This is a genomic window from Paenibacillus glucanolyticus (genome assembly GCF_037333485.1).
GTDB lineage: Bacteria > Bacillota > Bacilli > Paenibacillales > Paenibacillaceae > Paenibacillus_AQ > Paenibacillus_AQ glucanolyticus.
Map to the genome: position 1 here is coordinate 4,508,985 of NZ_CP147845.1, position 26,720 is coordinate 4,535,704.

At 50.5% G+C, this 26,720-nt stretch carries 27 protein-coding genes; 7 read left to right on the forward strand and 20 right to left on the reverse strand.

The genetic code is table 11. The annotated features are described in order from the left end of the window. The first annotated feature begins 104 nt into the window (after positions 1 to 104). From WDY75_RS21200 to WDY75_RS21215, 4 genes are all read left to right on the forward strand, one after another. A complete protein-coding gene (locus tag WDY75_RS21200; RefSeq protein WP_063479053.1) occupies positions 105 to 1,031 on the forward strand; it encodes an AraC family transcriptional regulator in 927 nt (308 codons plus the stop codon). Positions 1,032 to 1,152: 121 nt separating this feature from the next. Next, a complete protein-coding gene (locus WDY75_RS21205; RefSeq protein ID WP_063479052.1) occupies positions 1,153 to 3,033 on the forward strand; it encodes a class I mannose-6-phosphate isomerase in 1,881 nt (626 codons plus the stop codon). Further along, the gene (locus tag WDY75_RS21210) at positions 3,020 to 4,000 is read left to right on the forward strand and encodes an ROK family protein (RefSeq protein WP_063479051.1); all 981 of its coding nucleotides are present in this window, start codon (positions 3,020 to 3,022) and stop codon (positions 3,998 to 4,000) included. Before WDY75_RS21205 ends, WDY75_RS21210 begins: the two co-directional genes overlap by 14 nt. Before the next feature lie 42 nt (positions 4,001 to 4,042). After that, the gene (locus WDY75_RS21215; protein ID WP_063479050.1) at positions 4,043 to 6,532 is read left to right on the forward strand and encodes a glycoside hydrolase; all 2,490 of its coding nucleotides are present in this window, start codon (positions 4,043 to 4,045) and stop codon (positions 6,530 to 6,532) included. A 247-nt stretch (positions 6,533 to 6,779) separates the two neighbouring features. On the opposite strand, the gene WDY75_RS21220 is transcribed toward WDY75_RS21215, so the two are convergent. The 9 genes from WDY75_RS21220 to WDY75_RS21260 all read right to left on the reverse strand — a co-directional run bounded on the left by WDY75_RS21220 (position 6,780) and on the right by WDY75_RS21260 (position 13,753). Next, positions 6,780 to 7,016: a DUF6953 family protein gene (locus WDY75_RS21220; RefSeq protein WP_006209264.1), complete on the reverse strand. Its 237-nt coding sequence runs from the start codon at positions 7,014 to 7,016 to the stop codon at positions 6,780 to 6,782. A gap of 145 nt (positions 7,017 to 7,161) precedes the next feature. Further along, entirely contained in the window at positions 7,162 to 8,139 is a 978-nt protein-coding gene (locus tag WDY75_RS21225) for a Gfo/Idh/MocA family protein (RefSeq protein WP_006209263.1), read from the reverse strand. Positions 8,140 to 8,503: 364 nt separating this feature from the next. Then, positions 8,504 to 8,692 carry a hypothetical protein gene (locus WDY75_RS21230; RefSeq protein WP_036636628.1) on the reverse strand — a complete coding sequence of 63 codons (189 nt, stop codon included), beginning with the start codon at positions 8,690 to 8,692 and terminating at the stop codon, positions 8,504 to 8,506. Between the two features lie 174 nt (positions 8,693 to 8,866). Then, positions 8,867 to 9,784 carry an alpha/beta hydrolase fold domain-containing protein gene (locus WDY75_RS21235; RefSeq protein ID WP_063479049.1) on the reverse strand — a complete coding sequence of 306 codons (918 nt, stop codon included), beginning with the start codon at positions 9,782 to 9,784 and terminating at the stop codon, positions 8,867 to 8,869. Positions 9,785 to 9,941: 157 nt separating this feature from the next. Continuing rightward, entirely contained in the window at positions 9,942 to 11,711 is a 1,770-nt protein-coding gene (gene dhaK / locus WDY75_RS21240; protein ID WP_006209257.1) for a dihydroxyacetone kinase subunit DhaK, read from the reverse strand. Between the two features lie 80 nt (positions 11,712 to 11,791). After that, complete coding sequence (locus WDY75_RS21245) at positions 11,792 to 12,406, reverse strand: DUF1349 domain-containing protein (RefSeq protein ID WP_006209256.1); 615 nt, start codon at positions 12,404 to 12,406, stop codon at positions 11,792 to 11,794. A gap of 43 nt (positions 12,407 to 12,449) precedes the next feature. After that, on the reverse strand, positions 12,450 to 12,926 hold the full coding sequence (locus WDY75_RS21250; protein ID WP_036636622.1) for a hypothetical protein: 477 nt from the start codon (positions 12,924 to 12,926) through the stop codon (positions 12,450 to 12,452). Between the two features lie 113 nt (positions 12,927 to 13,039). Beyond that, complete coding sequence (gene rpmG, locus WDY75_RS21255; protein WP_006209254.1) at positions 13,040 to 13,189, reverse strand: 50S ribosomal protein L33; 150 nt, start codon at positions 13,187 to 13,189, stop codon at positions 13,040 to 13,042. A gap of 108 nt (positions 13,190 to 13,297) precedes the next feature. Then, positions 13,298 to 13,753: a disulfide oxidoreductase gene (locus tag WDY75_RS21260; protein WP_082834323.1), complete on the reverse strand. Its 456-nt coding sequence runs from the start codon at positions 13,751 to 13,753 to the stop codon at positions 13,298 to 13,300. Between the two features lie 315 nt (positions 13,754 to 14,068). Here WDY75_RS21260 and WDY75_RS21265 point away from each other — a divergent pair, with 315 nt between their 5' ends. After that, on the forward strand, positions 14,069 to 15,505 hold the full coding sequence (locus tag WDY75_RS21265; RefSeq protein WP_082834322.1) for a PLP-dependent aminotransferase family protein: 1,437 nt from the start codon (positions 14,069 to 14,071) through the stop codon (positions 15,503 to 15,505). 98 nt (positions 15,506 to 15,603) lie between these two features. Here the strand turns inward: WDY75_RS21265 and WDY75_RS21270 are convergent, their stop codons facing one another. From WDY75_RS21270 to WDY75_RS21320, 11 genes are all read right to left on the reverse strand, one after another. Then, positions 15,604 to 16,125, reverse strand: coding sequence for a redoxin domain-containing protein (locus WDY75_RS21270; protein ID WP_063479046.1), 522 nt, complete (start codon positions 16,123 to 16,125; stop codon positions 15,604 to 15,606). A 26-nt stretch (positions 16,126 to 16,151) separates the two neighbouring features. Continuing rightward, positions 16,152 to 16,727, reverse strand: a complete 576-nt coding sequence (locus tag WDY75_RS21275; protein ID WP_063479045.1) for an SCO family protein — start codon at positions 16,725 to 16,727, stop codon at positions 16,152 to 16,154. Further along, entirely contained in the window at positions 16,724 to 17,083 is a 360-nt protein-coding gene (locus tag WDY75_RS21280; RefSeq protein WP_063479044.1) for a cytochrome c, read from the reverse strand. The genes WDY75_RS21275 and WDY75_RS21280 overlap by 4 nt, the downstream gene beginning before the upstream one ends. Positions 17,084 to 17,125: 42 nt before the next feature. Then, positions 17,126 to 17,530: a FixH family protein gene (locus WDY75_RS21285; RefSeq protein ID WP_036636611.1), complete on the reverse strand. Its 405-nt coding sequence runs from the start codon at positions 17,528 to 17,530 to the stop codon at positions 17,126 to 17,128. Between the two features lie 25 nt (positions 17,531 to 17,555). Then, positions 17,556 to 18,398, reverse strand: a complete 843-nt coding sequence (gene cyoE / locus WDY75_RS21290) for a heme o synthase (protein ID WP_235187292.1) — start codon at positions 18,396 to 18,398, stop codon at positions 17,556 to 17,558. Between the two features lie 26 nt (positions 18,399 to 18,424). Then, entirely contained in the window at positions 18,425 to 18,748 is a 324-nt protein-coding gene (gene cyoD, locus WDY75_RS21295) for a cytochrome o ubiquinol oxidase subunit IV (protein ID WP_006209247.1), read from the reverse strand. A gap of 1 nt (position 18,749) precedes the next feature. After that, a complete protein-coding gene (gene cyoC / locus WDY75_RS21300; RefSeq protein WP_006209246.1) occupies positions 18,750 to 19,376 on the reverse strand; it encodes a cytochrome o ubiquinol oxidase subunit III in 627 nt (208 codons plus the stop codon). Then, positions 19,376 to 21,349, reverse strand: coding sequence for a cbb3-type cytochrome c oxidase subunit I (locus WDY75_RS21305; protein WP_063479043.1), 1,974 nt, complete (start codon positions 21,347 to 21,349; stop codon positions 19,376 to 19,378). Before WDY75_RS21305 ends, cyoC begins: the two co-directional genes overlap by 1 nt. 14 nt (positions 21,350 to 21,363) lie before the next feature. After that, a complete protein-coding gene (gene cyoA / locus WDY75_RS21310) occupies positions 21,364 to 22,284 on the reverse strand; it encodes a ubiquinol oxidase subunit II (RefSeq protein ID WP_036636606.1) in 921 nt (306 codons plus the stop codon). A 153-nt stretch (positions 22,285 to 22,437) separates the two neighbouring features. Then, positions 22,438 to 23,355 carry a COX15/CtaA family protein gene (locus WDY75_RS21315; protein ID WP_006209243.1) on the reverse strand — a complete coding sequence of 306 codons (918 nt, stop codon included), beginning with the start codon at positions 23,353 to 23,355 and terminating at the stop codon, positions 22,438 to 22,440. A 190-nt stretch (positions 23,356 to 23,545) separates the two neighbouring features. After that, a complete protein-coding gene (locus tag WDY75_RS21320) occupies positions 23,546 to 24,457 on the reverse strand; it encodes a DMT family transporter (protein ID WP_063479042.1) in 912 nt (303 codons plus the stop codon). A gap of 106 nt (positions 24,458 to 24,563) precedes the next feature. Between WDY75_RS21320 and WDY75_RS21325 the strand changes: the two genes are divergently transcribed. After that, positions 24,564 to 25,469, forward strand: coding sequence for an AraC family transcriptional regulator (locus WDY75_RS21325; RefSeq protein WP_063479041.1), 906 nt, complete (start codon positions 24,564 to 24,566; stop codon positions 25,467 to 25,469). A gap of 383 nt (positions 25,470 to 25,852) precedes the next feature. After that, entirely contained in the window at positions 25,853 to 26,473 is a 621-nt protein-coding gene (locus tag WDY75_RS21330) for a putative glycolipid-binding domain-containing protein (protein WP_063479040.1), read from the forward strand. The last annotated feature ends 247 nt before the right edge of the window (positions 26,474 to 26,720 follow it).

The following is a 26,720-nucleotide window of genomic DNA, read 5'->3' on the forward strand; positions in this document are numbered from 1 at the left end:
TTATAACTTATCATTATGATATAAAATAGAGAGACATCGTATTATCCTGTAACTTACATGACCGGCAGATACAGAGCCGTTTTTGAGAAGGAGAAGACTCTCCCATGCTGATTGACAACCATTTATTTGTATCGTTTTATAAACGGGCCAATTCCATCCTGAACCGTACCCTGAACCGTCTTGAACAGCAGGATCTAACCGTTCATATTCACTATTGGGGATTCATGCCGCGTCATTACGACAATACCGAGCATAAACATTCTTTTTTTGAAGCTTGTTATGTATTAACAGGCAGCGGCTCGTATATAGAAGACGCTACAGAGTTCCCCCTTCAACCAGGCACCATGTTTCTCTCCCGGCCAGGCGTCCAGCACCGAATCCGAAGCAAGGAGGGCTTGTCCTTATGCTATGTTGCTTTCGAGCTGGATGAAACTGCACATAACGAGCTCTATGCGGCCGCATTCCGGCTGTTAGCCAAACAGGGCATTCCCGTGCTTCAGGAAGGGCAGCTGCAAGCGCCCGGGCTCCTGTGGCTGTCGCTGTTATCACAGTTTCATTCCGTGGATAAAACCTATTCCCCGCATGTGCTGAACAGCATAGCCACGTCACTGATTTTATCCATTGCTGCAGCCCACGGCCCCGGGTTCTATCAAGAGCCTTCCGGAACAGAGGTCCATGATGAAGGGACCTCGATGTTTCATCAAGCCGAGCTGTTCATCAAGGATAATCTCAACGAGCCGCTGTCGCTTGAGCGGGTGGCGGGCCATCTCCACATCACAACCCGTCATTTGACACGGCTGTTCCGCAAATACGGTCATCAATCCTTTGTCCATTATGTGCAGGAGCAGCGCGTGCAGAAGGCGAAACACCTGCTCCTGCATACAGATCGGCAGATTAAAGAGATTGCTGTATTTTGCGGATTCGAGTCCGTACACTACTTCACAAGGGTGTTTACGTCCAAGCTTGGCGTGACCCCCGCCCGGTTCCGGCGCTCGCAGTTTTCTGAGGGTCGCTATGACTCTGAGCTTTAGCACCTCTCCACTGATGTCCTGATCGTACAAAAACAATTCCTCTTTTTATAAAGACGTATCCTCCCTTGCCTTCTACAATGAAGTCGTAACCAGACAATCCGAAGGGAGGATACATCCATTCATGACATCTGCAACTGCCTTTCAATCACATCCAATCAACCATTTGGACTTTCGCAAGGAACCCCTGTTTATGAAGTATGGGACAGACGCTTGGTGTTCTCTTATCCTATCCGCCTATAACATGAAGTCGCAGCAAGAGATACCAGGAAAACCCGGAATCTTTGTAACTCTCGATGGAACACACGGTGCTCATTTCGATCAATTGCTGGTCAAGCTTCAGCAAATCTGTGACCAAGAGGGGATCCCCTTCCTGAGTGATTCCACGTCCTATTATGTAAAATCCGAGGCCCAGCTCCGAGCTGAGATGGCGCCTTATTTGACCGATAACCGGGCGTTCGGCTATAAGGCAGCTGATGTCAGACCCAGTCAATATTTTCAGCATAATGCAAGAGAATCCTTAAAAAAAAGCGCGCTTGAATTTGAAACGAAAAACGGCATTTACGTTGTATACGGACCCGGCGCCTCCATGCTGGCGGACAGAGATCCCGATCTCCGCTTCTATGCCGACTATTCCCGCGAGAACCAGCAGCGGCGACACGCCCAGCATATGGGCAGCTTCGGCTTGGGCATGAGTCACGACAAGGTTGAGACGTACAAGAACTGTTTATTTCTCGAATGGCCTGTTTGGGAAACTTACCGCCGCGACTGGTTAGCCTATTATGCCCAGCAAGAGGATAAGAAGGCGTTCTACATGGACTTGAATCACCCGGATGAGCCGGTGTGGCTGCCTGTAGCAGCCTTCAAGGAAGTACTGCACAAAGCCGGTCGGCAGCCGTTTCGGGTCAAGCCGTTTTTTGCCCCCGGGATTTGGGGCGGTCAATACTTGAAGGAATTATGCGGCCTTCCCGAAGAATGGTCAAACTGCGCCTGGAGCTTTGAACCCATCGCTCCCGAGAATACGCTGCTGCTGCGCGTTCAGGACGTCACCCTTGAAATTCCCTTCACCCTGTTGATGGAGGCATCGCCCCATGACATATTGGGACAGCGGAATGTCGAGTTATTCGGCGATTACTTTCCGATCCGGTTTGACTATCTCGATACGATGCAAGGCGGGCAATTATCACTTCAGGTGCATCCGCTGCAAGAGTATGCCGAATCGCAGTTCAATGAGCATATGACACAGCAGGAGTCCTATTACATCATGCGCAATACCCCTGGAGCTAAGGTGTATCTGGGACTGAAGGAAGGAATAACCGGCGGACAGCTGCTTGAAGCGGTGGAGGATGCCCACCTTCACGAACAACCGCTAGAGCTCTCCTCGTACGTTAACGAATATGACTCACAGACGGGGGATCTCTATCTCATTCCGCCGGGAACGGTGCACTGCTCCGGCAAAGATAATCTGGTGCTCGAAATTTCCTCAACCACCTGGTGGTTCACTTTCAAAATATACGATTATTTGCGGCTCGATGGGGACGGCAGGCCTCGCCCGATGAACCCTGATCATGCACGCCGGAACATCAACGATGCCATGAATACGTCTGCCGTAGAAAACGGACTTATCGCCCGGCCAACGCTCATCAGCACGCAAGGTCAGAACTCGCTGGAACTGCTCGGCCAAAGGGATGATCTTCTCTTTCAGGTCAGCAGGCTGTCTCTGCACGATACGTGGAACGCAGACACACACGGGGAATTTATCATGTACAACCTCGTGGAGGGTGAACACGTCCGCCTTGTCCCGGCAGCAGACGAGGGTGCTGCCGTTGAGTGGGGCTACGGGGAGTCCTACATCGTCCCTGCATGTGTGGGCGAGTATCGTCTGGAGAACCTCTCCAGCTCTCCCTGCACGCTGATCGCCGCCCAAGTCAATCCGGAGTGGAGCCATCCCTTGCTTCCGCCTTCCCGGACTTTCGGAGAGGAGAATTTCCATGCCCTGCGATGATGGAGCAGATCACCCAAGCGAGCCGTTTCCTGCCCGAATCACCATCACGCTGGATGCCGGCGGCACATTCCTGAAAGGGGCACTCATCGTGAACGGGACGTTTATTCCCGGTTCGTTCCTTACCTGGCCTTCAAAGTCTCAGGGCTTGGCAAGCGACACGATCGCCAGCTTCGCCGATGCCTGCCGGGAGCTGCTGAACGTATTTGCCTCCACCTGCAGACCTTTGGATTATCACGATTCAATCCGAATCGGTTTTGCTTTTCCCGGACCTTTCAATTATGCAGAAGGCATCGCCCTCCTTCAGGGTGTCGGCAAATATGAATCGCTCTACAGATTGTCGGTGCGCGACCTGCTCCGAACGGAATTTCAGAAACAAAAGAGCTTATTCCCGGGCATCATGACCAATCGTTTAACCGCAGCCAATATCCGGTTCGGCAATGATGCCTTCATGTTCGGGCTTGGCGCCAGTATCCGGTTTCCGTCCGAGCGGTTAATATGCCTTACGCTCGGCACAGGCCTCGGGTCAGCCTTTATAGACAATGGGCAGATCGTCGCTGGCAAGAACAGGGTTCCAGACAGCGGAATGCTGTTTGCCGAACCCTACCGGGATTATACGGTGGACTGTTATTTTGGGAGAAGGGGCATTCTGAATTTGGCTGGCGAGCGGGGACTGCTCGTGGACGGAATGGATGTAGCCGATCTTGCAGAAGCAGCTACACGCGGTCACACGCAAGCTGAGGATCTGTTTCACGAATACGGTTACAGGCTGGGAGAGATGCTGCTGCCTTATATAGCTGACTTTAAACCCCACCGCCTGGTACTCGGGGGGCAAATCTCAGGCAGTTTTCCCTTATGGGAAAGGGATATACAACTGGCTTTAGGCAAATATGCCATTCCTATTCTCCCTCTAGAGGATGGAATCAGCGCTGTGTTTAACGGCATAGAGGGACTTTTTGTAGATGGATAGCCACACATACGTCCCACTTAATAACTAGGAGGTTACTGTTACATGAACTTATCAAACCAAGGTGATCACAGACCCGCTCGTCCCTGGACCATTTATGCCATCCATCATTCCCACACGGATATCGGTTACACCGAGCGCCAGGAGAGGATCGAACAGTACCACGTTGACTTTATTCGCCAGGCGGTCGGCATCGCAGAAGCCGCACATCGCGGGGAGCGTCCGGATTGGAGCTCATTCCGCTGGACCTGCGAAACCTTCTGGGCCGTGGAGAAATTTCTGGAAGCGGCCTCTCCCGAAGAGAAAGAAGCTTTTCAGCAAGCTGTCATCCGAGGGGATATTGAGCTGTCGGGAACTTATCTGAACATGACCGAGCTCCCGGACTTTGACCTCCTGAAGCGCAACCACGGGAAGGCTCAGCAGTACGCGAAATCCTTCGGACACCGAATCGACAGCGCCATGACAGCTGATATTAACGGCTACGGATGGGGATATGCTGACAGCCTGCTGCAGAATAACATTGAGCACCTGTTCTCCTGCATCCACACGCATCACGGCATGTATCCACTGGGTCGCAAGCAGACCCCATTCTGGTGGGAAAGTCCGGAGGGCGGCAAGCTGCTTGTGTGGAACGGCGAACATTACATGTTTGGCAACGAGCTCGGATTCTGTCCGGATGCACTCGGCAAATACATCATCAAAGACGAATTCCAGCATAACCTGATGGAGCCTGAACATCGCCACAACGACATCGCATCATTACGGATTAACCGATATTTATGGAATCTGGAACAGGAATCCTATCCCTATTCCTTCGTTCCGATCATGGTGTCCGGTCTTGGGACGGATAATGCATCTCCGAATGCGGACATTGCGGAATGGATGACCAAATGGAATGAGCAGAACGGTGACCGCATTACGATTAAGATGGCTACCCTCTCCGAATTTTTTGCGGCTCTGAAGCAGGAGGACTTATCCGAGCTGCCGGTGCACCGGGGCGACTGGCCGGATTGGTGGACGGACGGTGTTGCCTCCACGGCGATGCACACCCAGATTTACCGGGATGCCCAGCGCACGCTTCGCAAAGTGAAGCGGCTGGATCCGGCTTCCGAAACGGTAAGCCCCGCCGAGATCGATGATGCTGCACAAGCACTAACTATGTACGCGGAGCATACGTGGGGTTATCATTCCTCCGTGTATGAGCCATGGCATCCGCAGGTTCAAATGCTGGAGGTTCGGAAGCAAGCCTATGCAGCTGAAGCAAGCAAGCTGGCATACCGGGCATTGGATAAAGCGCTGGTTGCCCGTCAGGGTGCGCTTCTGGCCCCCCATCGCCCTCTGCGGTATGAGGTGATCAATACAGAGCCCGCCACAGCCACACTGCAGGTCGCTATTCCGCTCGATGGCTGGGAGAACGTCATCTTGAAGAGGAAGTTCGAGCTTATCGATGAATCGAACGGACAGTCGCTCCCGTATCAGCTGACGCACACAGGCGCCCTCGCAGCCGAGCTGACGCTAACGCCGGGTGAATCCCGCACGCTGTCGATCCACCCGCTCGAAATGGCAGAGGTCGGCTCCCCTTCCGGGAACATGGTGACTGCGCGCAACACCGAGCCAATTGCTTGTGAAGGAATCGCCGACATTCGGTTGGAGCCCCTGGTCCCTTATCCGGTCATAGTGGGTGAGAGCTTCATCGAATCGGATTCGTTCCGCATCGAATGGGAGATCAACGCGGGCATTACGGCTTGGATCGACAAGACACGTTCAACCGATCTGCTGGATGATACACGCCGGCATGGGCCGTTCACGCCGGTTTACGAGGTTACGCCTGCACAGGATGAGCACAGCCCATCCCAGATATGCGCTACCCGTGCCCGTATGGGCCGCAACCGGAAGGGTACCCATGTGCAGCGCGATGCCGGGCGCCTGACTCGCGTCAACGTGCTCGACAATGGCCCGCTGTTCGCTCTGATCGAGCTGGTCTTCGAAGTGAAGGGGCTCAGCTACTATGCCCTCCACATCAAGCTGTTTGCGAACCAGCCTCGTGCCGAGGTGTCCGTCCGCTTCCACAAGGACAGTGTCTGGCTCCCCGAAAACGTATATGTGGCACTTCCATTCTCCATGGGTCCCGAAGCGGAGCTTTATGTTGAAAAAGCCGGCTGCCACATCCGTCCATGGAAGGATCAAATTCCGGGAAGCTGCATCGATTACACCAGTGCCCAAGAGGGCATATTCTGGTACTCGGCCCAAGACCGGGAAGCGCTCGCTGTATCGATGACAGACACGCCGCTTGTGCAGTTGGGAACGCTAGAGCATACGCCGCGCCAGCTCCATACCATGCAATCGGCGGACAGCCGGCCTTACACGTATGCGTGGATATTGACCAACTACTGGGAAACCAACTTCAAAGCCACGCTCGGCGGCTTCTATGAGTTCCGATATGCGGTAGAGCGGCATCACGGGATCGACCCACAACAGACCAAGGAGGCTCTGCATGCTTCAACCGGGCAATTTACGATTCATCGGATAAAATAATCATGTATGAAAAACAGCTGCCTTGAATTCAAGGCAGCTGTTCTGATTATATATAGGGAGAATCAACGTGTACCGGACCCCTGTTCATTTTTCCGAATCCTGACTCCTCAGTGGTCTCGATCCGTTGCACCCTGTGTACCCCGTTATCCCTTTGATCAAAACCAACAGAAGCCTGAATGATCAGACTTCTCAGAATAACAGTCGCAGACTGTTTTTACGTGTTGACACCGAACCCCCCTGGAAGTTTCTACGTCCAAGCCCACATAAACCCGTCACGATCCCAGGCAATGCGGCCGCCATGCAGTTTGCGGAATGCCTTCTTCACTTCCTTGGACAGCGAGGCATTTCCGTTCTCGTTAACAAAAACGAACTCCTCACCGAAGTGCTCGCTTACATACCGTATGGCCTCGGTCTGATACAAATTGCCTGTGAATCTGATTTCCTCGACCATCCATTCGGCCACCTGCTGTGCTGTAAATGCCATATTACATCTTTCCCTTCCTTCATGCGTCCACTTATTATAACAGAACTGAACCCATACACACACGAAAGGCCACCGTACTTCTCGTTGCCCCTCACCCTCGATAGAATTCCGAAGCACATGGTTAGATGTGATATGTGCCGTTTGTTTAATGATTTCCTATTTTGACCGGCAATCCCGTTTCAGCAGACTGCAAAGCTGCATATGTAATCTCCATTGTGCGGACGGCATCCTCATAAGAGGATAGGATTCCTGAAGTTTCGCCTGTGCGTACCGCATGAATAAATGCTTCGTTCTCCCGTTGATATGGGTTGGCCGCATTCCGGTATTCCGTTCTCCTGCCTTGTTCATTAACGATCAGCCTGTCTGCTCTGATGTCAAGACTCCCCTGTTCCGTATAGATAACCAAGCCTACCTTCTCCGATTCTGGCAAAATACAGGTATTGGAGATGGCTGCCACTGCCCCGCTCTTTAACTTCAGTGTAGCGGTTCCCACATCGTGAACGCTTACATTATCATGCATATCCTTCATCGCTCTATGGGCAAAGGCCGCATACACTTCATCCACTTCCCCCAGCAGGCAGCGCAGCAGGTCAACCATATGCGTGGTTTGTTCTATGAATTGTCCTCCAGAGCCTTCCTGTTGTCTCCACCAATACACCTGCGGCATATCACCCATCCAGTAGCCAAGAGCCATGCCGATCTTTCGGCTTTCCAGCAGCTCAGCCGCTTTGATGGCAGCGTCCGTATAACGGAAATGATAACCGACTGACGTCATTAGCCCTGACTTCTTCACCCCTTGCGCAATCTTCTTCGGGATTTCCAGATTCGTGCCAAGCGGCTTCTCGACCATAAACGGAATATGCCGATCCACAAGCAGGGACTCTATCTCCCCATGCGCAAAGGGTGGAACACAGATATAAACAGCATCCGGCTTGCTATCATCCAGCATCTGCTCAACGTTCGCATACGCTTTGGCAGAGCTGTATCCTTCTATCGCTTGGTCTGCCTTATCCTGGCTTGTTCCGACAAAGGCAGCAACACTCACTCCGTCCATGTCGGATAAAATACGGGCATGCATCTTGCTAAACCAGCCGGTGCCGATGATTCCTACGTTCAATGCCATATGATTCCTAGACCTCCTCCTGAATTAGAAACGCAATGGTTTTCTTCTCATCGATTAATAAAATAAACCCAGCAGCGAACATAACAAACATCAGAATGTTGGCCATGCTATCAACCGCTGTGGAGCTGATGTCTTCAGATTACATCAAATGGACCTGCGTTCCAATGATAATCATAAAGATAATAGCTGCAGACCCTATCCATGAAAAAAGGATGCAAAAAATAAAAGCAGCCGGTACATCGTGTGTACTTGGTTTGAACGTTAGATGTAGCTGTCCAGCGTGGAGGGAATGAAGCCCCGTCCAAGTCCTTTATCATAAAAAAACTGCCCCCCGTTCACTGTAACGGGGAGCAGTTGCTGTATGTTATTTAAAAATCATCCATATAACAATGAATGCAATTAAGGATGCCAGATAGATGATGAGCAGCTTCGTGAGATTGGTCTTGGTTTTCCGTTCATAATTCGGATTAGCCTTCTTATTCTCTTGTGATAACCCTACAAGAAGTGTTGATACTCCTCCAATTAATGCCAGCGCAATGACAATCATGTACATAACCAACCCCAAACAACCCCATTCAATTATTCATTATATAGAATCTGCTATTGACCCGAGGTACCAGGATCAACATCATGCATCATAACTTGTTCGTTCAGCCTCATTATAATGAACAAACGTTTAATGCACACCATCCAATTTCGCGCCAGTTCGGACCATCCAATTGGTCCTTCAGCCACCATCCATTTCATTGTATCCTAAATCACGTGTGATCATCCGATTCAGCCTGTCCAGTGCCTCTTCGGCTTCAGGCATTGGAAAAAGAGGCCAGACATGCATCATATGTTCATACTCCCAATACTCGGTATCAACACCCTCATCATCCAATCGATCACGCAGCAGCCGGGCATCCGGCAGCAGGGAATCATCGGTCCCGATCAGGATCACCGTGCTTGGCAGGTTCTTCATATCGCCGAACAATGGACTGACCGCAGGATCGTCCATGGGCAGATTCCCTGCATACATCCTTCCGACTGCTCCAAGCCCGGCCGGCTGCAGGAAGACATCCCGCTGCGGTATGCCGAGTTTGGCAATCTGCGGATTGTCCATGGCGACGTCGACCCATGGTGCAATCAGAATTAATCGCTTGGGCGTAAGTGGCGTCTCTTTGAATCCTTGGGCAACGTTCAGCGCTAATGCGCCGCCAGCCGAATCCCCCATCAGAAATACCGGACTCTGGGCCTTAGAGCAGACAAACTTATAATATTCGCGCATCAGCTCAGTCAGATCCCCTGCTTCTATGCTTGGCACGGTCGGATAGTTGGGCATATATATCGATAATCCGGTTAATTTCGTCCACTGTTTAACAAAAGCAAAATGAGGCGGGAGAATTTCTTCGATATAGGCGCCGCCGTGCAAATATAGGAGCGTTCCCTTCTCCCGAGCACCATGCGATATATAATAGTTCATACTCAAACCGCTTTCGCTCTGGAGAGATCGCATTTCAAATCCTTCCTGCTCGCCGGTAAGGGCTGGATAAGGAGGCAAGGTATCGATATACTGCCGAATTGCCTTGGCATCCTCCCATTTATGATGAAATCCCTCAGCCGTCAGTTTCTGTTTGATAGCTATGCTTTCTTTACTCGGCATCTGGTCCAATCCCCTTTTGTTTGTGTTATTAATCGTATGTAAGTCCATCTATATCACTGCACATTGCACCCGGGCTGTAGCAATTGATACAGAACAACGCGCAGCAAAGAAGCCTCGCCTTTCACAAATGAAAGCGAGGCTCCTTGGTTTGATTATTCTATTTTGCTCTTGTGAGCGATTGGGAAAGCTCCGTAAATATAACCCCGAGCGCATGTGCCCCGGCGTCCGGGTAGCCGATGCTCCGCTCGCCGACGGTTCCGGCTCTTCCCATGCGAGCTACGAGGGCCTCCGTGCTTTTTGCACCCTCCACGGCTGCCCGTGCCGCTTGAACGCCGGCAGCCAACAGATTCTCCCCGTCATGCGCGCTAACTCTCCAAGCCTCAGCATACGGAATGAGTGCGTCCATCAGCGTCTTATCCCCCACAACTGCCCCTCTTCCAAAGGATCTTTCACCCGTGTCCTGTATTCCTTGAACCACGGCTTCCATCATCTCGGCGATTTCAGCTATGGACAGCTCCTTCTTATGCAACGCATATTTGCCCGCCGCCCGAAAGGCAGAACCCCAGATCGGACCGGATGCGCCGCCGCAATGCTCCATGATAATCAGTGAACAGGCGTTCAAGAAACTTCCGATATCAGCGGCCTCGGATATAAGCTCCTCCCATTCGGCTTTGAGTTGCTTGAATCCCTTGGCAACACTCATGCCAAAATCACCGTCACCGGCGTGCGCATCCAGTTCACAGAACGGGACTTCGTTCGCAATAATGACCTCACTCATTTTGTCTATCAAGTAGATGATGTTGTTCAGTGACAATTGATCGTCCGAAACGGCAGCATACTCTTCATGTGTCACCATGTTGTAGGATTCCGGCTGCTTCTTATGCCGGGATTCCTCTAGAACATCGTGAAATACGACAGGCTCTAGCGGTCCTCGTGTTACGAGTGCAGGCGTGTCACATGGCTCGCCCAGCAAATATTTCAGCTGGTCCGTCAATTTCATGATGGAGACCGAAGCGCCTACCATATCGATGCTTGTCATGTAATTGCCGACAAAGACTTTAAGCACCGTAACGTTCCGCTGATTTAATTCCCGCATGACAGAACGGTTCAAGAGATACAGCTCCTGCAGCGGGGTGCCCCCGAAGCCGTTGACCAATACGGCAACTTCCTGCGGGCTATCACCGTTTACTTGCAGACTTTCCAGCAGCTCCGCTACCATTCTCCGTGCCAGCTCGTCAGCCGGAATCATCTGCTCACGGCGGATTCCAGGCTCGCCGTGAATGCCTACGCCATACTCCATTTCCTGCTCGCCAATGGAGAAAGTCGGCGTCCCCTTGGCAGGCACCGTGCAGGACGTGAACGCACAGCCAATGCTTTTGACATTATCGATGGCATGCTGAGCCGCTTCTTTAACCTGCTCCAGCGACATGCCGGCCTCTGCGGCCGCACCCGCTATTTTATGTACCAAAACCGTGCCCGCGACCCCTCTTTTTCCTACGGTGTACAGGCTGTCTTCAACCGCGATGTCATCGTCAACCTTCACATAGTCGACTTGAATGCCATCTTCATTCGCCAGATAGGCGGCATTCTTGAAATTCATCATATCTCCGCTGTAGTTCTTAATAATCAACAGGGTGCCCTTCCGACTGGCCGATGCCCGGATTGCCTGATACACCTGAATTTGGGATGGAGATGCAAACACATCGCCGCAAACCGCGACGTCCAGCATGCCCTTGCCGATAAAACCCGCATGCGCAGGCTCATGCCCGCTCCCCCCGCCACTGATCAAGGTTACTTTGTCCTGGTTCATGTTTTTCTTTTGGATAAAGGTATGCTTATGATGAAATTCCAACTCTGGATGAGCCATGACGAAGCCGCTGCACATCTCTCTGACGAGGGTTTCCGGTTTGTTCATGATTTTCTTCATAATTATCGCATCCTTACGATTTGGAGTGGTTAATTTAGAGCAGACCCTATATTAATCTGACTGATGTCACAGAAACGATCCTAATCTTCAGTAGACGGATCAACATGAATGTCACTGTCAGGATCGGTCATTACCCAGCGTGTGAAGGTTACGTGCAGCCCGGAACGGGTCGGCGAACAAATAAAAGGCCCTGCTTGACTTGCTGTATTGATCGGAAAAGGCGCCACTCGAAGAGTTCGCCAAGGATGCATCTCAGTTCTCGCCCTAATGATGACCGCATCATTCATTCTCGAAGCGCGGATCGTGACATTCTCGCCAACCCACTCCGGTACAGGTGCGAGCGACCAATCCGAGTATCCTTGGGTGACAACAACAGCAAGCTGCGGGATTCCATCATTAATCTCGATCCCTGCTTTGATCCATTGCCCCGGAGCGTTCATCAGCATGATTCCTGCCTGATCATAAAGCTCCGTAAACGATTGCAGCTGAAACGTTACTTCCATGGCCGTATCCTTTTCCCACCGTGTGAGCAGAGAATGTCCGCTGTCGCGTTGAAACCCGTATAAGGTTTTCTCCCAATAATCACTGCCTTCTCTGGACTCTACCTTCAAATATTGTCCTTCCTTCGTCTCGGTGACTGATATCGGCACGGTTGTCCATTGACCCGAATCCCAAGATATTCGGCTACGTATCATTCCATCACGACTCCTTACCTCATCTAATGTTATTTCAGTATCTTCACAAGCGGGATTCCTGAATGAACTGCTCCGCGCTATGCAGTAAAAGAATGCAGAAGGAACGGTTATGTCCGATGAAAAACGAAGACACATCGTAGCGGCTACGGGAAGGCTCATAGGTTATGAGCGCTCGATGTTTCATGTTCCTCATAAGAAGGTTCGTGAACGACTCCGCAGGACCGCGGTCGGAAAAATACGTAAGATAGGCATACAGCGAATGGTCCACAGGTTCATCGAGGGGACTCACGCCAGCGCAGGAGAACTCGGTGACCAGTCCTGCACGCTGCAGCCGGATCAATATCGGATGCAGCTGCTCGTCAACCGGCGTTTTGCCGAATAGCCGCGTACGCTTGGGCAGCTTGCGCACCTTGGGTCTGTTAATCCAATCGTTTAACTCCCGCCTTCTCCGACGCCACTGCTCGTCGGTATGTGTGCTCAGCAGCAGCTCGCCGCCAGCATCATGTCGTTCCTGATGCATACCATCCCTCCTCTCTTCAATTTTGCAGGAACCTGCTAATCTCAGTGTAGTCCCATTTCGTATGAAGTCAAATAAGCCGGACCTTGGGTCCGGCTCCTGGTGGTTCGTATGAACTAGCGTGTTTCCCGATGAAGTGTTACTCGCTTCAAGCGCGGACTATATTTGCGCAACTCCATCCGCTCCGGGTGATTTCGTTTATTTTTTGTCGTTGTATAGTTGCGGTCACCGGTTTCCGTGCATGCCAAAGTTACCGTCACTCTCATATTCAGCACCTCCTCATCTCACATTTTATTAATCGTAATTATTACGATTAGTTAAACCATACTTTAATCCTGTTCTTATGCTTTGTCAAGAAGCAGGTCTGATTGCGCTCAGTCTTCGGTACTGGCTCCCTTCGCCTTGGCGGCTCTGGATAAACTCCACAGCAGGACGGTGATTAACAGAAACGCGGTTAGAGCCATAACAGGAATTGTAATAAAACCCAGCCAGGTGAAGTAATTTACGTTGCAGGGAGTGGGGCCGCAAGCTGCTAAACCATGATTGCTAAACAACGAATAGAAGCGCTGATACGCGATGTGGTATACCGAAATGGCTCCTCCGATGCAAGAGAGAGGAAGAACATACTTCAAGATTCCCAAATCTTTCTTGTAATACGCAATGCCCAAGAGAATGGTTAGCGGGTACATAAAAATCCTCTGAAACCAACACAAGTCACATGGGATATATCCTTTGATTTCGCTAAAATAAAGGCTTCCCAGAGTTGCTGCAATCGAAATGATCCATGCAGCCCCGAGTCGGAAATCTGGCTGGAATTTATAAGTCGTCAATGGGTTCATTCTCCTTATTCATCTCATATTTATGCTGCTCTGTATCATCATAGTGCACATGCTGTCCCCAAAGAATGACCCTTACGGGCTATATTCGCTCGTTCTCTGGACGATAATACGAATGATCATCGGCACAAATGTTTATCATGCTTACCCCATCCAATTCACGGGCTGAAGGCACCATCCATGTTCAACAGATTGATAGAGATTTGTCATCATAATGATAAAATTATGAAAGCCCTTTATTTGTGCATAGTGATATGATCAAGATTACAGACAGGAACAACCTGAATATGTCATGAGAGGATGAGGAAAGTGTGGAAGCCGGATCGTAACAGCACACAACCTCTATATCAGCAAATTGCTGATGATCTGGAGCAAAGAATATCTTACGGTGAGTTTCCGCCAGGGAGTTTACTTCCATCCGAACGCAAACTCGCCGAGCAATTGGGAGTTAATCGAAGCACCGTGGTTCTGGCTTACTCGGAGCTTCGGGCGCTTGGTATCATAGAGAGCCGTTCCGGGAGCGGAACTCGGGTCAGCAGCTCCAAGTGGGGAGCTACACCCAAGCATACGCCGAACTGGCACCGTTACGCGGAGGGAGGAAACTTCCTGCCTAACCTGCCTTTTCTCCGTCGCATTCGGGAAGCATTGGCTTATGATCCCTCCCTGATTGATTTTGCGAGCGGAGAGCTTGCCGGCGATTTGGCGCCGAACGAAGAAATGAACACGATATTGAGTCAGAAACCGGATACTCCCTATCTGGGTTATGACAATCCGCAAGGATATGGTCCACTACGACAGGCATTGGTAACTTATCTCAAACAATATCGGGGGATTCATACCACTGAATCGTCCATATTAATCACGTCAGGCTCCCAGCAATCGCTGTACCTCATTACGCAGTGCTTGCTTTCGCCTGGTGACGCAGTGGCTATTGAAGACCCGTCATATTGCTATTCACTGCCTATGTTTCAATCTGCCGGTCTTCGATTGTTCAGACTGCCTGTTGATGAACGAGGGGTACAGCCAGAGGACATACGCTCCCTGTACAAGAAACACCGGATCAAGATGATTTTTATTAATCCGAATTTTCAGAATCCGACAGGCACCGTCTTGGCTGAAGAGAGAAGAGCCCAACTGCTTGATGTTGCAAGTGAGCTTGGGCTTCCTATCGTGGAGGATGACCCCTTCAGTTTGACGGCCTACCAGTGTTCGCCCCCTGCACCGCTGAAGTCCGTGGATTCAGTCGGGTCGGTGCTGTACATTGGATCTCTATCAAAAATCGCAGCGTCCGGCCTCCGCGTAGGCTGGATGGTCGCCCCGAATTCTGTCGTTGAACGGCTCGCGGACGCCAGACAGCAGATGGATTTCGGGCTGAGCGTGGTTCCCCAAAGCCTCGCTGGACAGTTTCTCAGCTCCTCCTATTTTGCGCCTCATCTGGACAAGCTGAGAGCTAGCTTACTGTACAAGCGTGACTTACTGATGGAGTCCCTTCGGAAAGAGCTGAACGGTCTCGTTCAGTTCCATGTGCCTGAGGGCGGTTTGCATCTCTGGTGCAAAATCATGCCGGAAGTGAATGATAGCAAGCTGCTGGAAGCTTCCATTCAAAAGGGAGTTATTTTTGCGCCGGGAAGCGTATATGGTTCAGCATCCGGTTACGTTAGATTCACTTATGCCCGTGCCAGGGCTGAGGATATCCCGTCCGGCATCTCGAGGTTTGCTCAAGCTCTGCACGCCACGATTCAATAGGGCAGATCGTTAACAAGGGGATGTTCTCCTCCATGGAATAAAGAAAAGGTTAGCTTACCAGAAGCTAACCTTGTTCTCGTGACCTAACACACTTGTTCCTATTGAATCCTGCTCATCAATTCCTTAACGAACGCAAGACTCGGCAGCTCGCCGGTGACTCGATCAACCATTTTACCCTGGTCATCAATCAAGACGGTTACCGGAAGACCGCTGATGCCGTATTGGCCTTTGATTGTATTGTGCTGATCCAGCACAATCGGCATCTCCAAATGATGCTTCGAAGCGAATGCCTCCGCTTTCTCTCGGCTTTCTCCTATATTGACAGCGATAATCTGAGTGCCGGATTCCTGCGCGTACGCTTCGTTCAGGATCGGCATTTCATTAACGCAGGGACCGCACCAAGACGCCCAGAAATTTAACAGCACGGGCTGCCCTCTGTAATCGGAGAGCCTGACGGGCTCGTCCTGAAGATTCACCGCCTCAAAGTCGGGAGCCGTTTGGCCAATCTCAGCGGTTTCCTGATCCCCCAGCAGGGCATGTACGAGAGCGTATATTCCGGCTGCCGTTACAAGCGCAAGAATCAGCCGTCGGATCCATGATGAATGAGCTAATCGGTTCATTTCATTCCACCTCGCTTAGACCGCCTCTACTTCAGCAGCGATTTGACGTCCTTCAGAATTTTGTCATAAGGCGGGTCTATGTTGCCATCATATTTCGCGACAACCGTACCCGATTGGTCTATCAGGTAGAAGGACGTGCCATGAATGACCTGATCCGCTGCTGTATCCATGGCAATAGGTGCTTTAAAGGATTGCAGCACAAACGATTTAATATCCTCAAACGTATATCCCGTGAGCGCATGCCAGTTCGTGAAGTTTGCATCAAATTTGCCCAGGTAACTCTTGAGTGCTGCAGGTTCATCCCGTTCCGGGTCTACCGAAAAGGATACCAGCGTGGCTTCGAGCCCCGCATCACTCAACCGCTGCTGCAGCTCTGCCATATTGGCAGTCATGGTTGGACACACCGTAATGCAGCGTGTGAATACAAAGTCCGCGATCCACACGTTTCCTTTCAGATCAGCTAAAGAGACCTCCTCTTCATCCTGATTGATGTATTCAAATGGCTGGACCGGAATGCTCAGCTGACTCGGCTTGGAATTGCCGCATGCGGCTGCCACCAGCAACACCAGCATGAGCACGCCTATGAGCATGATCTTTTTCATGTATCCCCCTCCTGCTCCTCGTTCATGTTCGCAAGCCACGCCGCTATGGATTGGATCTCGCTCTCCTCTAGAATCTTCCTGTAGGAAGGCATGCCTCTATAGCCATCCGTTACAATGTTGCGTATTTCATCCTCCGAGAGCCTCGTTCCGACATCTTTAAGACTAGGACCTACCCTTCCGCCTAAATCGATAGCATGGCATGAGAGGCACTGACTCTTGTAGAGGGCAACCGCCTTTTCATCCTCCGGTGTAACAATACTGGCGCGAAGCGCAGAGTCGTCCTCGGTTCTTTCACTGCAAGCAGACAACACCAGCATCGCCAGCATAATAAGCATCAACCTGTATTTTCGGGTCATTGTATCCGCCACCCCTTCTTACCCGATCACTGCTACCTCAGTTCACTTCTCCACATGATCTCCTACAGCAATCTCTTTTTTTGGCATCACATGCATGCCTCTTGCGGTCACATGCGCAGTCACTTCATAGGTCCCTTCGACCTCAAAAGCCTTCTCTATTCGGTACCTTCCGTCTTCTTCATGTTTAGCTTCTATCCGTTGGAACTCATCCTGATCGGCCAGTCGGAACTCGAATTCCACCTCTTGGGCATCTTCAACAAGCGACTCGCCTTGTGTCACTCGCGCTTCAAAAGGGACGGTCTCCGAGGTCTTTACCGGACCCGTCGGCAGAATCAGATCGACCCGGATCAATTCTTCAACCTCTGCATCGGACGCAGGAGCCGAAGAACACGATACTAATAGCAGCACGCACAATATAAGAACAATCAACCCCGATTTCTTCATCATTTCACCCCATTATGCATGCCTATCATTAAAGCGCAGGCGTATCCAGAATCATAACAATGAACACGATCATCAAATAATTTACGGAAATCATGAAATTGGTTTTAGCCCAGCGTTCATCCTCCGAAACGGTTATTCCATGCAGCGTATGCAAGAGCCATATCACACCACCAATCACAGACACCGTCAGAAATACGGGACCGGAGAAGCCGTAAACGTACAGCAAAATGACGGTTGGGAGCAGCAGCGTTACATAGGGAATCATCTGCACTTTGGTACGCCTAACTCCCTTACGGACAGGCAGCAATGGAAACCCTGCCGCTCTGTACTCCTCCACCCGCCGGATGGCCAGCGACCAGAAATGCGCGGGCTGCCACAGGAATAGCAAGCAGAATAACAGAACAGCTCCGGTATCCACGGTTCCCGTGCCGGCACAGTATCCGATAACAGGCGGAACCGCTCCCGATACCCCGCCTACAGCGGTGCTCCAGGTTGAATTTCGTTTCAGCCACATCGTATAGATGACAATGTAAAAGAACATCCCCAGCAATCCAAGCCACCCGGCAACCTTGTTCACGTTCAGGAACAAAATGACTTCTCCTGAGATACCAAGAGCCACAGCACACCAAACAGCATGGGTTAACTTTATTCGTCCCGTCGCTAGCGGCCTATTGCAGGTTCGGGCCATTTTGCGATCCAGCTTGTAATCCCAAACGTTATTAAAGATGCAAGAAGATGCCATCGTAAGTGTTGTTCCAAGCAGCATCCAGCACAACAGGCCAAAGTCCACCACCCATTTGGAGGCTAGCCAGTAGCCTCCAAATGCAGCAACCAGATTAAGCTGAATAATGCGCGGCTTTATAAGCTGCATCCAATCCCCCAGTAAGGTGGCATTCTTCATACAGCTACCATGTTATACAGCATGATCCACATGGACCCCGCTACGATAACCAGCAGGATAACCAGACCCAGCACCAGCGATATCAGATTGTAGCGCGGCTTGTTCTCCTCACGCAAATGCATGAAGAATAAGAGCTGAACCATAAGCTGCAGCACCGCGGCAGTCATCAGCACGACCGAGTTCCAGGTTCCTTCCAGCCAATCATTCATCACAACGGTGATGGGAATCAGGGTCAGAATGATTGAGCAGAAGAAGCCGATGGTATACGATTTGAAAGAACCGTGACCCTCCGGGGTTTGATGCGAATTCGATGGAACCATATTAACTCACCCCCATTAAGTACACGACCGTAAATACAAAGATCCACACCACATCAAGGAAATGCCAGAACAGACTAATCACATTCACCTTCCGTTTGGTTACCGGGGTGATTCCCCGCTTGGCCAGCTGAATGATCAGGGCGATCATCCAGACCAGTCCAAACAGTACGTGCAGTCCATGCGTACCCACCAGGGTGAAAAAGGCGGATAAAAATGCGCTGGTTCCTATCGTCGCGCCTTCGTGTACCAGATGATTGAATTCGGCAATTTCCATCCCGATAAATATGGCGCCCAGTCCAGCTGTAACCGCCAGCCAGGATATGAGACCCTTAACGTTGTGCTTGTGCATGGACAGCAGCGCAAGACCGCAGGTATAACTGCTGGCAAGCAAGATAAACGTGCTTGTTATAATTCCGCCCATTTGAAACAGGTCTGCAGGTCCCGGACCTCCGTCCGTATTTTGCTGCAGCACGATATAGGTGGCAAAAAGCGTTCCGAATATAATGACATCGGTCATCAGATAAATCCAGAAACCGAACGTTCGCACTTCCTCCATATCCGGATGACCATGATGTTCATCATGCGCGTGAGCTTGCAATATTTGTTCTGATGTTTGGGACTCAGCCATTAGATACTCACCTTCCTTATGGCAGCTTCTGTTCGCTCGATTTCATCAACCGGAATATAATAATCCGTATCATAGTTAAAGGAATGGTACAGCAAACAGCCAACAACGCCTGCCAATCCGGTATATATGAATCCGGTCCAATCGAATATGAAACCAAAGCCTGCTATAAACCAGAAAGCCGACATGACAATCGGGACTCCGGAATTTTTAGGCATATGAATCGGCTCCAGCTTCTGCTTAATGGCTTGATGCGCCCCTGCGGATTGTTTCTGCTCCCACCATTCATCTTGACGGGATGCATTCGGCAGAACGGCAAAGTTATAGACCGGTGCCGGCGACGGAATGGACCATTCCAGCGTGCGGCCGTTCCACGGATCGCCCGTGGTGTCCCGGTTCTTGGCCTGGTGCTTGAATCCATCCACGATCTGCCAAACCTGAAACAGAAAAGCAATGGCCATCAGCACGGCACCGATCGTGGACACCAGGTTCAGCTCCCACCAGCCTTTGTCCCAGCTGTAAGTAACCACCCGGCGGGTCATTCCCATCAGGCCGAGCACATACTGCGGCATAAAGCAGCAATAGAACCCGATGTTCCAGAACCAGAACGCCCATTTTCCGATGCGTTCGTTCAGTGTGAAACCGAACATTTTCGGCCACCAATAATACAATCCGGCAAAGTACCCGAATACGACGCCCCCGATGATCACCTGATGGAAATGTGCCACCAGGAAGTAACTGTTATGGAACTGAAAATCCGCCGGAGCTACGGATAACAGAACGCCGGTCAAACCGCCGACAATAAAACATGGAATGAATCCAATCGTCCATAACATTGGCGTTTCGAATGTGATTCTCCCCCGGAACATGGTAAACAGCCAGTTGAACACCTTCACGCCGGTAGGGATTGCAATCAGCATGGTTGTCAAGGCAAAGAACGCATTGACGTCCGCGCCCGATCCCATCGTAAAGAAGTGGTGGGCCCATACAAGGAAGGACAGGACGCTGATGATCATCATGGCCCATACCATGGACTTGTAGCCAAACAGCTTTTTCTTCGAGAACGTGGATACGATCTCTGAGAATATCCCGAATGCCGGCAGAACGATGATATACACCTCAGGGTGTCCCCACATCCAGATCAGGTTGATATACATCATCGGGTTCCCGCCGCCGTCAAGCGTGAAAAAATGAGCCCCGGCATAACGATCCAGAAAAAGCAGCGCAAGCGTCGCGGTCAGAATCGGAAACGAGAAGATAATCGCGATGCAGCTGGATAGCACCGACCAGGAAAACATCGGCATTTTCATAAGTTTCATGCCCGGTGCCCGCATTTTCAGAATCGTCACCAGGAAGTTGATCCCGGTCATCAAGCTGCCGAGCCCCGAGATTTGGATTCCCCATATATAGAAGTCCTGCCCCACGCCCGGATTGTACATGGTACCCGAATACGGCGGATACGCAAGCCAGCCGGCATCCGGCGAGCCTCCGATGACAAACGACAGGTTAAACAGCATCGCCCCTGAGAAGAACAGCCAGAAGCTGAGCGAATTCAGGAACGGGTAGGCTACGTCTCTCGCGCCGAGCTGCAGCGGCACCATGATGTTGAACAAACCAAACATGAACGGCATGGCCATGAACAGAATCATGATAACTCCATGCGTAGTGAAAATCTGGTTATAATGATCCGGCGGCAAAAAATTAAGCTCCGGCATGGCCAGCTGCGCCCTCATTAAAAGCGCATCCACTCCGCCCCGAAACAGCATCAGGAAGGCAGCCAATATGTACATAATGCCGATCTTTTTGTGGTCAACGGTTGTCAGCCATTCCCGCCATAACCACTTCCACTTCTTGAAGTACGTCAAGCCGCTTACAGTGGCGATCAAGGTTAGCACGATGGTGACATCCGCCCCATAGATTAACGGATCGCCCGTTACAAAAAACTCGGAAGCAAACTCTTTTATTTTTTCCCACATTAGAAGCTCTCTCCTTACCTAGTCACCTGGTCCTCGAATTCGAAGTTTTGCGTGTTTTTCCATGACAAGCCATGGTTGTGAGAAGCGGCATATTTGGTCACCGTCATCTCGAACAGACCTTCCGGAAATGCGGAATACGATTGAACCTCAGATGTGGACGGCTCTCTCAGCTGTTTATAGCCTTCCAAAGTCAGCTTGGGCGAATCGGTCTTGACCTCCTCCACCCATGCGTCAAACTCCTCCTTGGACGTGGCCTCCACATCAAAATACATCTTGGCGAAATCCGTGCCTGTAAAGTTGGCTCCGGAGCCCCAATACTCCCCTACCTCATCGGCCTGCAAATACAGCGTCATCGCCATGCCCGACATGGCGTACATCTGACCGCCCAGCTGCGGTATCCAGAACGAATTCATCGGCGAATCCGCCGTAATTTCGAAGCGGATGGGCACATCCTCCGGAATCTTCAACTCATTCACCGACGCTATGCCCTGCTCGGGATACTGAAACAGCCATTTCCAGTTCAGGGACGTTACCTGCACCGTAAGCGGTTTCTCGCTGGAGGCGATCGGTTTCGACGGCTCCAGGTCATACGTTGCTTTTACCGTGATAATGGCCAGCATCAATATGATGAGCACGGGAATTCCCCACCAGATCAGCTCCAGCTTCGTGCTATGCTCCCATTCCGGCGTATACGCTGCTTTTCTTCCTTTTTTATCCCGATACCGCCAGATGATGACGGCAGTCAGAATCAATACCGGAACGATGACGATGCAGCACAGCAGGGTCGAAATAATCATCAAATCGCGCTGCTGCTCCGCAATGGGCCCTTTCGGGTTCAGAACAATGATATTCTCGCTGCATCCGGTCATCGCCAGCAGCATGATGGACAGCAAAAAAACCAATCCCATCCATCGAAGTGCTCTCGGTCGTTTCATTACATTCAGCTCCAATCTCTGCTCACTTGTCGTGACTTACTTTAGTGGAGAAGACATTCGGTGTCACCAGCCGTTCGTTCACTAAAAATACAGGCCAAGTTCAATTTTCTGTAACAAATTTCATATACAAGTCCGAATTTCAATCTCATCAACTCATCGTCTCTTCCACGTACGGATCGCAAAAACAGAAAGCAAACTAAAAAGCAAGGTGGCGAGCACGTTGTGAATCAGGCTTGCAAAAATATAGACATGGCTGTTGTTCATCGCAAGTGTCAGCCACGCTCCGCTCAGAATCTGCGCGAGCACCACGAGATTGAGACCAACTGCCAGCGCTGTCAGGCCTGTTGAGCGCTCCCTGATCTCGTATCTTCTTACGGCTAGAAACAGAATGATCAACAAAAGCAGTAGAATCGCAGCAGCAACACGATGAAGAAAGACGATGCCCGAGGCGCCTCCCAGATAGGGGATAACTTGGCCATTGCACAGTGGCCAGCCTATACAACCGGCCTCCGACTCGGTATGCCGGATATAGGCGCCAAGATACACCACACCGCAGCAATACAGCCAGATCCCCCAGCCCAGATAACGAATAGATCGCGGAACCCTGGCATTGGAACGGTAATCGTATGGGCTTGTGCCATACATCCATACCACCAGCAGCATGCTGCTGGCCACCGCAAATAAAGAGATTCCGAAATGAAGAGCCATGACCGCTGGCTGCTGTGGCCACATGACGGCCGCGGCCCCCATCAGTGCCTGGATCACGGTGAAGAATAAGGTGCCACCGGCATAATAACGCGCTTCCTTATGGCCCCCGTAATATTTCCGGATCACGATATACGTGACAAGAACGAGGATGCCGACCACCCCGGTTATCATCCGGTGCGAATATTCAATCATGGATTCGAGTGTATATGCCGGGATGAATTTCCCGTTGCACAGCGGCCAATCATCGCCGCAGCCGCGACCGGAACCGGTCTTGGTTACAAGCGCCCCTGCCAGCAAAACGAAGAACATGCCGATAAAAGATGACCATGCCAGCATGCGATGCCGTGATGTTATTGCGTACAATATAATCCACCTCTTGTGTCTGAATTTAAGCTGGAGCAAGATCCGTTTTATGACCTGTCCCATTGCACAGAATAACGAGTTGTCGGCCATTCGTGACCATCCATTATGGGTCTTTTTCTGCCATCCGCTTCACGTAGTTGACAAAAAAAAAGAACGCCCTGGGGCGCTCTTAGTCTGAATCGTTGTTACGTTATCCATCATTCGTTCTTTGATACAGTGCCAGCAACAAAATCATTCCGATAATGCAGGCCGTTCCCGCCCACTGAAAAACGCCAAAAGGCTCTTTCAACCAAAAAACGGTGGTTAGCACAGCCGCCAAGGGCTCGAGCGTTCCAAGCAAACTTGTTTCTTTGGGCGAAAGGCTCTGCAGACTTTCGATGTAGAACCAAAATGCAATCATCGTGCCAAAAACGATCACGAAGACTAGATATAAATAGGCCTCTGATTGCAAGCCGGCCAGATTTATTTTCCATGGCGGATGAAACCAAGCAAGAGCACTTCCTCCAATCAACATAGCCCATCCAACAATAACAAGGGAATCGTATTGTTCAAGTAGAGGAACTGCATATATCGTGTAAAAGGCCAGCGCAATTCCGGATAGAACCCCCCACACGATCGCAGGTGTCGGCACGGAAAGCTGCGTGACGGAGCCATTGGACAACAACAAGAAACAACCTGATACAGCTAGCAAAGCCGTAATCATATCTTGCCTGCTCAGCAGCTTCCGTTCCTTTATAGCAAGGTATACGATGATCATGACAGGTGCTAAATACTGCAATAGCGTCGCAACCGCAGAATTCCCATGCTTTATCGATGCTAGATAGGTATACTGAACCGTTAGCATGCCAAGTAATCCGAAAACCATCAATTGCATCGCTGTTTTGCCATTCTTCCAAATCTTCCATATCTGGGATCGGTCCTTGACGAAAAACTGTATGCTCAACAGCAAAATCCCGGCTAAGCATAGACGCGTTGTCACCAGCCAATTTAGATCTATAGCGTACTGCTGCATGAGCTTTTGCGCTACGGTTCCTCCCATTCCCCAACATAATGCGCCGAGGATGACAAGACCTAATCCGGTTCTCCGTGCAGGTGTTCCCATGTTGATGTCCCCATTCAAAATATCATAATATTGATATTGTAAAGGTTGATCAACAGATGGGATATAAAAATAGGATCTAAAAATATAAGTATATTGAGGTGGCTTCTTGCAGCACAAAGAGATCAAAATCGATGCGGGCAGCTTAAGAGAGCTTACGGACCATCGTACCGTTGTACTTCCTCTTGCCTGCTATGAAACGGTCATTAAGCAAAACATACACGGTCACATACCGCTTCATTGGCATACCGAGTTACAGTTTGTTTATGTTGTTCAAGGAACAGCGGTCTTTCGCATCAACGAAGTCCAGCAGGTGGTCAAACAAGGCGAAGGCATATTTATCAACAGCGGGAGCTTGCATATGGCCGAGGATAGGCATCATTCAGGCTCTGTTTACATTTGTTTGAATGTGTCGCCTTCGTTTGTCCTGCCCCAAGAATTATATACGACCTATGTATATCCATATATCCATGCAACCAATCTGCCTTTTCTGTTCCTTGCCCCCTCCGAACCATGGACTCTCCGTATTTTAAGTTCGATTGAGGCGATCAACACATGTATCAAGTTGCAATCGCCGTATTATGAAATCCATATCGTTGAACATCTGGCTTCCATATGGAGAAACTTCATGCAGAATGGAATGGTACTGGAGTACAATCAGGCCGAAACAAGAAAGAATCAGCGCATGAAGGAAATGCTGAACTGGCTCCATATGCATTATGCGGAGAAAATCAAATTGGAGGATATCGCAAAAGCGGGGAACTTGAGCCGCTCCGAAACGTGCCGTTATTTCAAGCAAATCCTCAACACATCGCCAATGCAGTATGTGATCGATTATCGGATCAAACAAAGTCTCGTGCTGCTTCACGATCCTGAATCGAGCGTGACAGATGTCGGTTATCGGGTCGGTTTTAACAGCACAAGCTATTTTATAGACAAGTTTCGAGATGCCATGAACATGACGCCCTTAACGTACAAGAACCAAGTGCCTCGACAGAAGGATATCAGCCCGTAAATATAGGGCATGCTGACTTGGTCAGTACTTCCCATCTGAATTTGCTTCCTTATTTAACATTTCAACCTGTCAATGAAAAAAAGCCGGAAAGCTTCCGGCTCCTTCCGTCGCCCGTATATTCTTCGGTCCCCCACCGCACTTTCAATACATCATCTGGCTACTGTTTTCTTTATATAAACAAAAAATGCATCTATTACATATTGATCAGTTGTCAAAAGAACATACGTTCGGTATATAATAAAAAGGAGTCTAGCGAAGCAACATGAAGCCAATCCGATCGGTTCCCCTCTGTCGCTGTAAACCGCGGAAGAGCTGCATATTCAGATGCGGGTGCGGCGCGAGACTAGAAGATCTACACCAACCTATAAGCGAGGTATAATACTATGAATCTTAACCCAAACGCTGTTAACTATGCCCATCAAACCGGACACGATAGCGGGGAAACCCGTCAGCTTCTGCAATCGCTGCTATGGAACAGGCATGACCTGCCCTCTCTGGAGCACAGCCGTCTCTACCAGCATCAAGAGGGGTTCACGCTCACCGGAACGGTCGTAACCAGTCTGGATACCCAGCCCCTCCACTGCTCCTATGAAGTCGAAACAACAAGCGGCTGGAAGACCCGTGAGGTTCGGATTCACCTCTCTAATGGCACCGAGGAACAGTCCCTTCACCTGAAACAGGATGAGGACAATCGCTGGTGGAGCAGCGGCACAGAATTAACGTCATTTGCGGGAATGAATGACATTGATCTCGGGATCACCCCGTCCACCAACACGCTCCCGATCCGGCGTCTGCAGCTAAAACCGGGGGAGAGTGCGTCCATGATCGCTGTCTGGATTCAGTTCCCAAGTCTGACCGTCAGCCCTCTTCCTCAACGATATACGCGTACGGGTGAACGCTCCTACCGTTATGAGAGCAACAACGGGGCCTATCAAGCGGATCTGGAGGTCGACGAGCACGGGTTTGTCACGAAATATGCGGACGTTTGGAGCCGAACCCGCTGAATAAACTCCGGTGGAGTTTGGATGCCGAGGATGACCTGCCCCTTATTTTGCCGGATCGGGTAAAATAACTTTTACGCGTTCCCCACCCTGCCTTCAACATGACAAATATCCCCTGCGCGGTCTGGCTTGACCTTGCAGGGGATTTTTATACTTCTTACCTCTGGCTTCTTACCTCTGGCTTTTTTTTGCTTCTTATCTCTTAGATCACGGCTTTATGTGTTCATGCTTCTTGCTTCTTGCGTCTTGT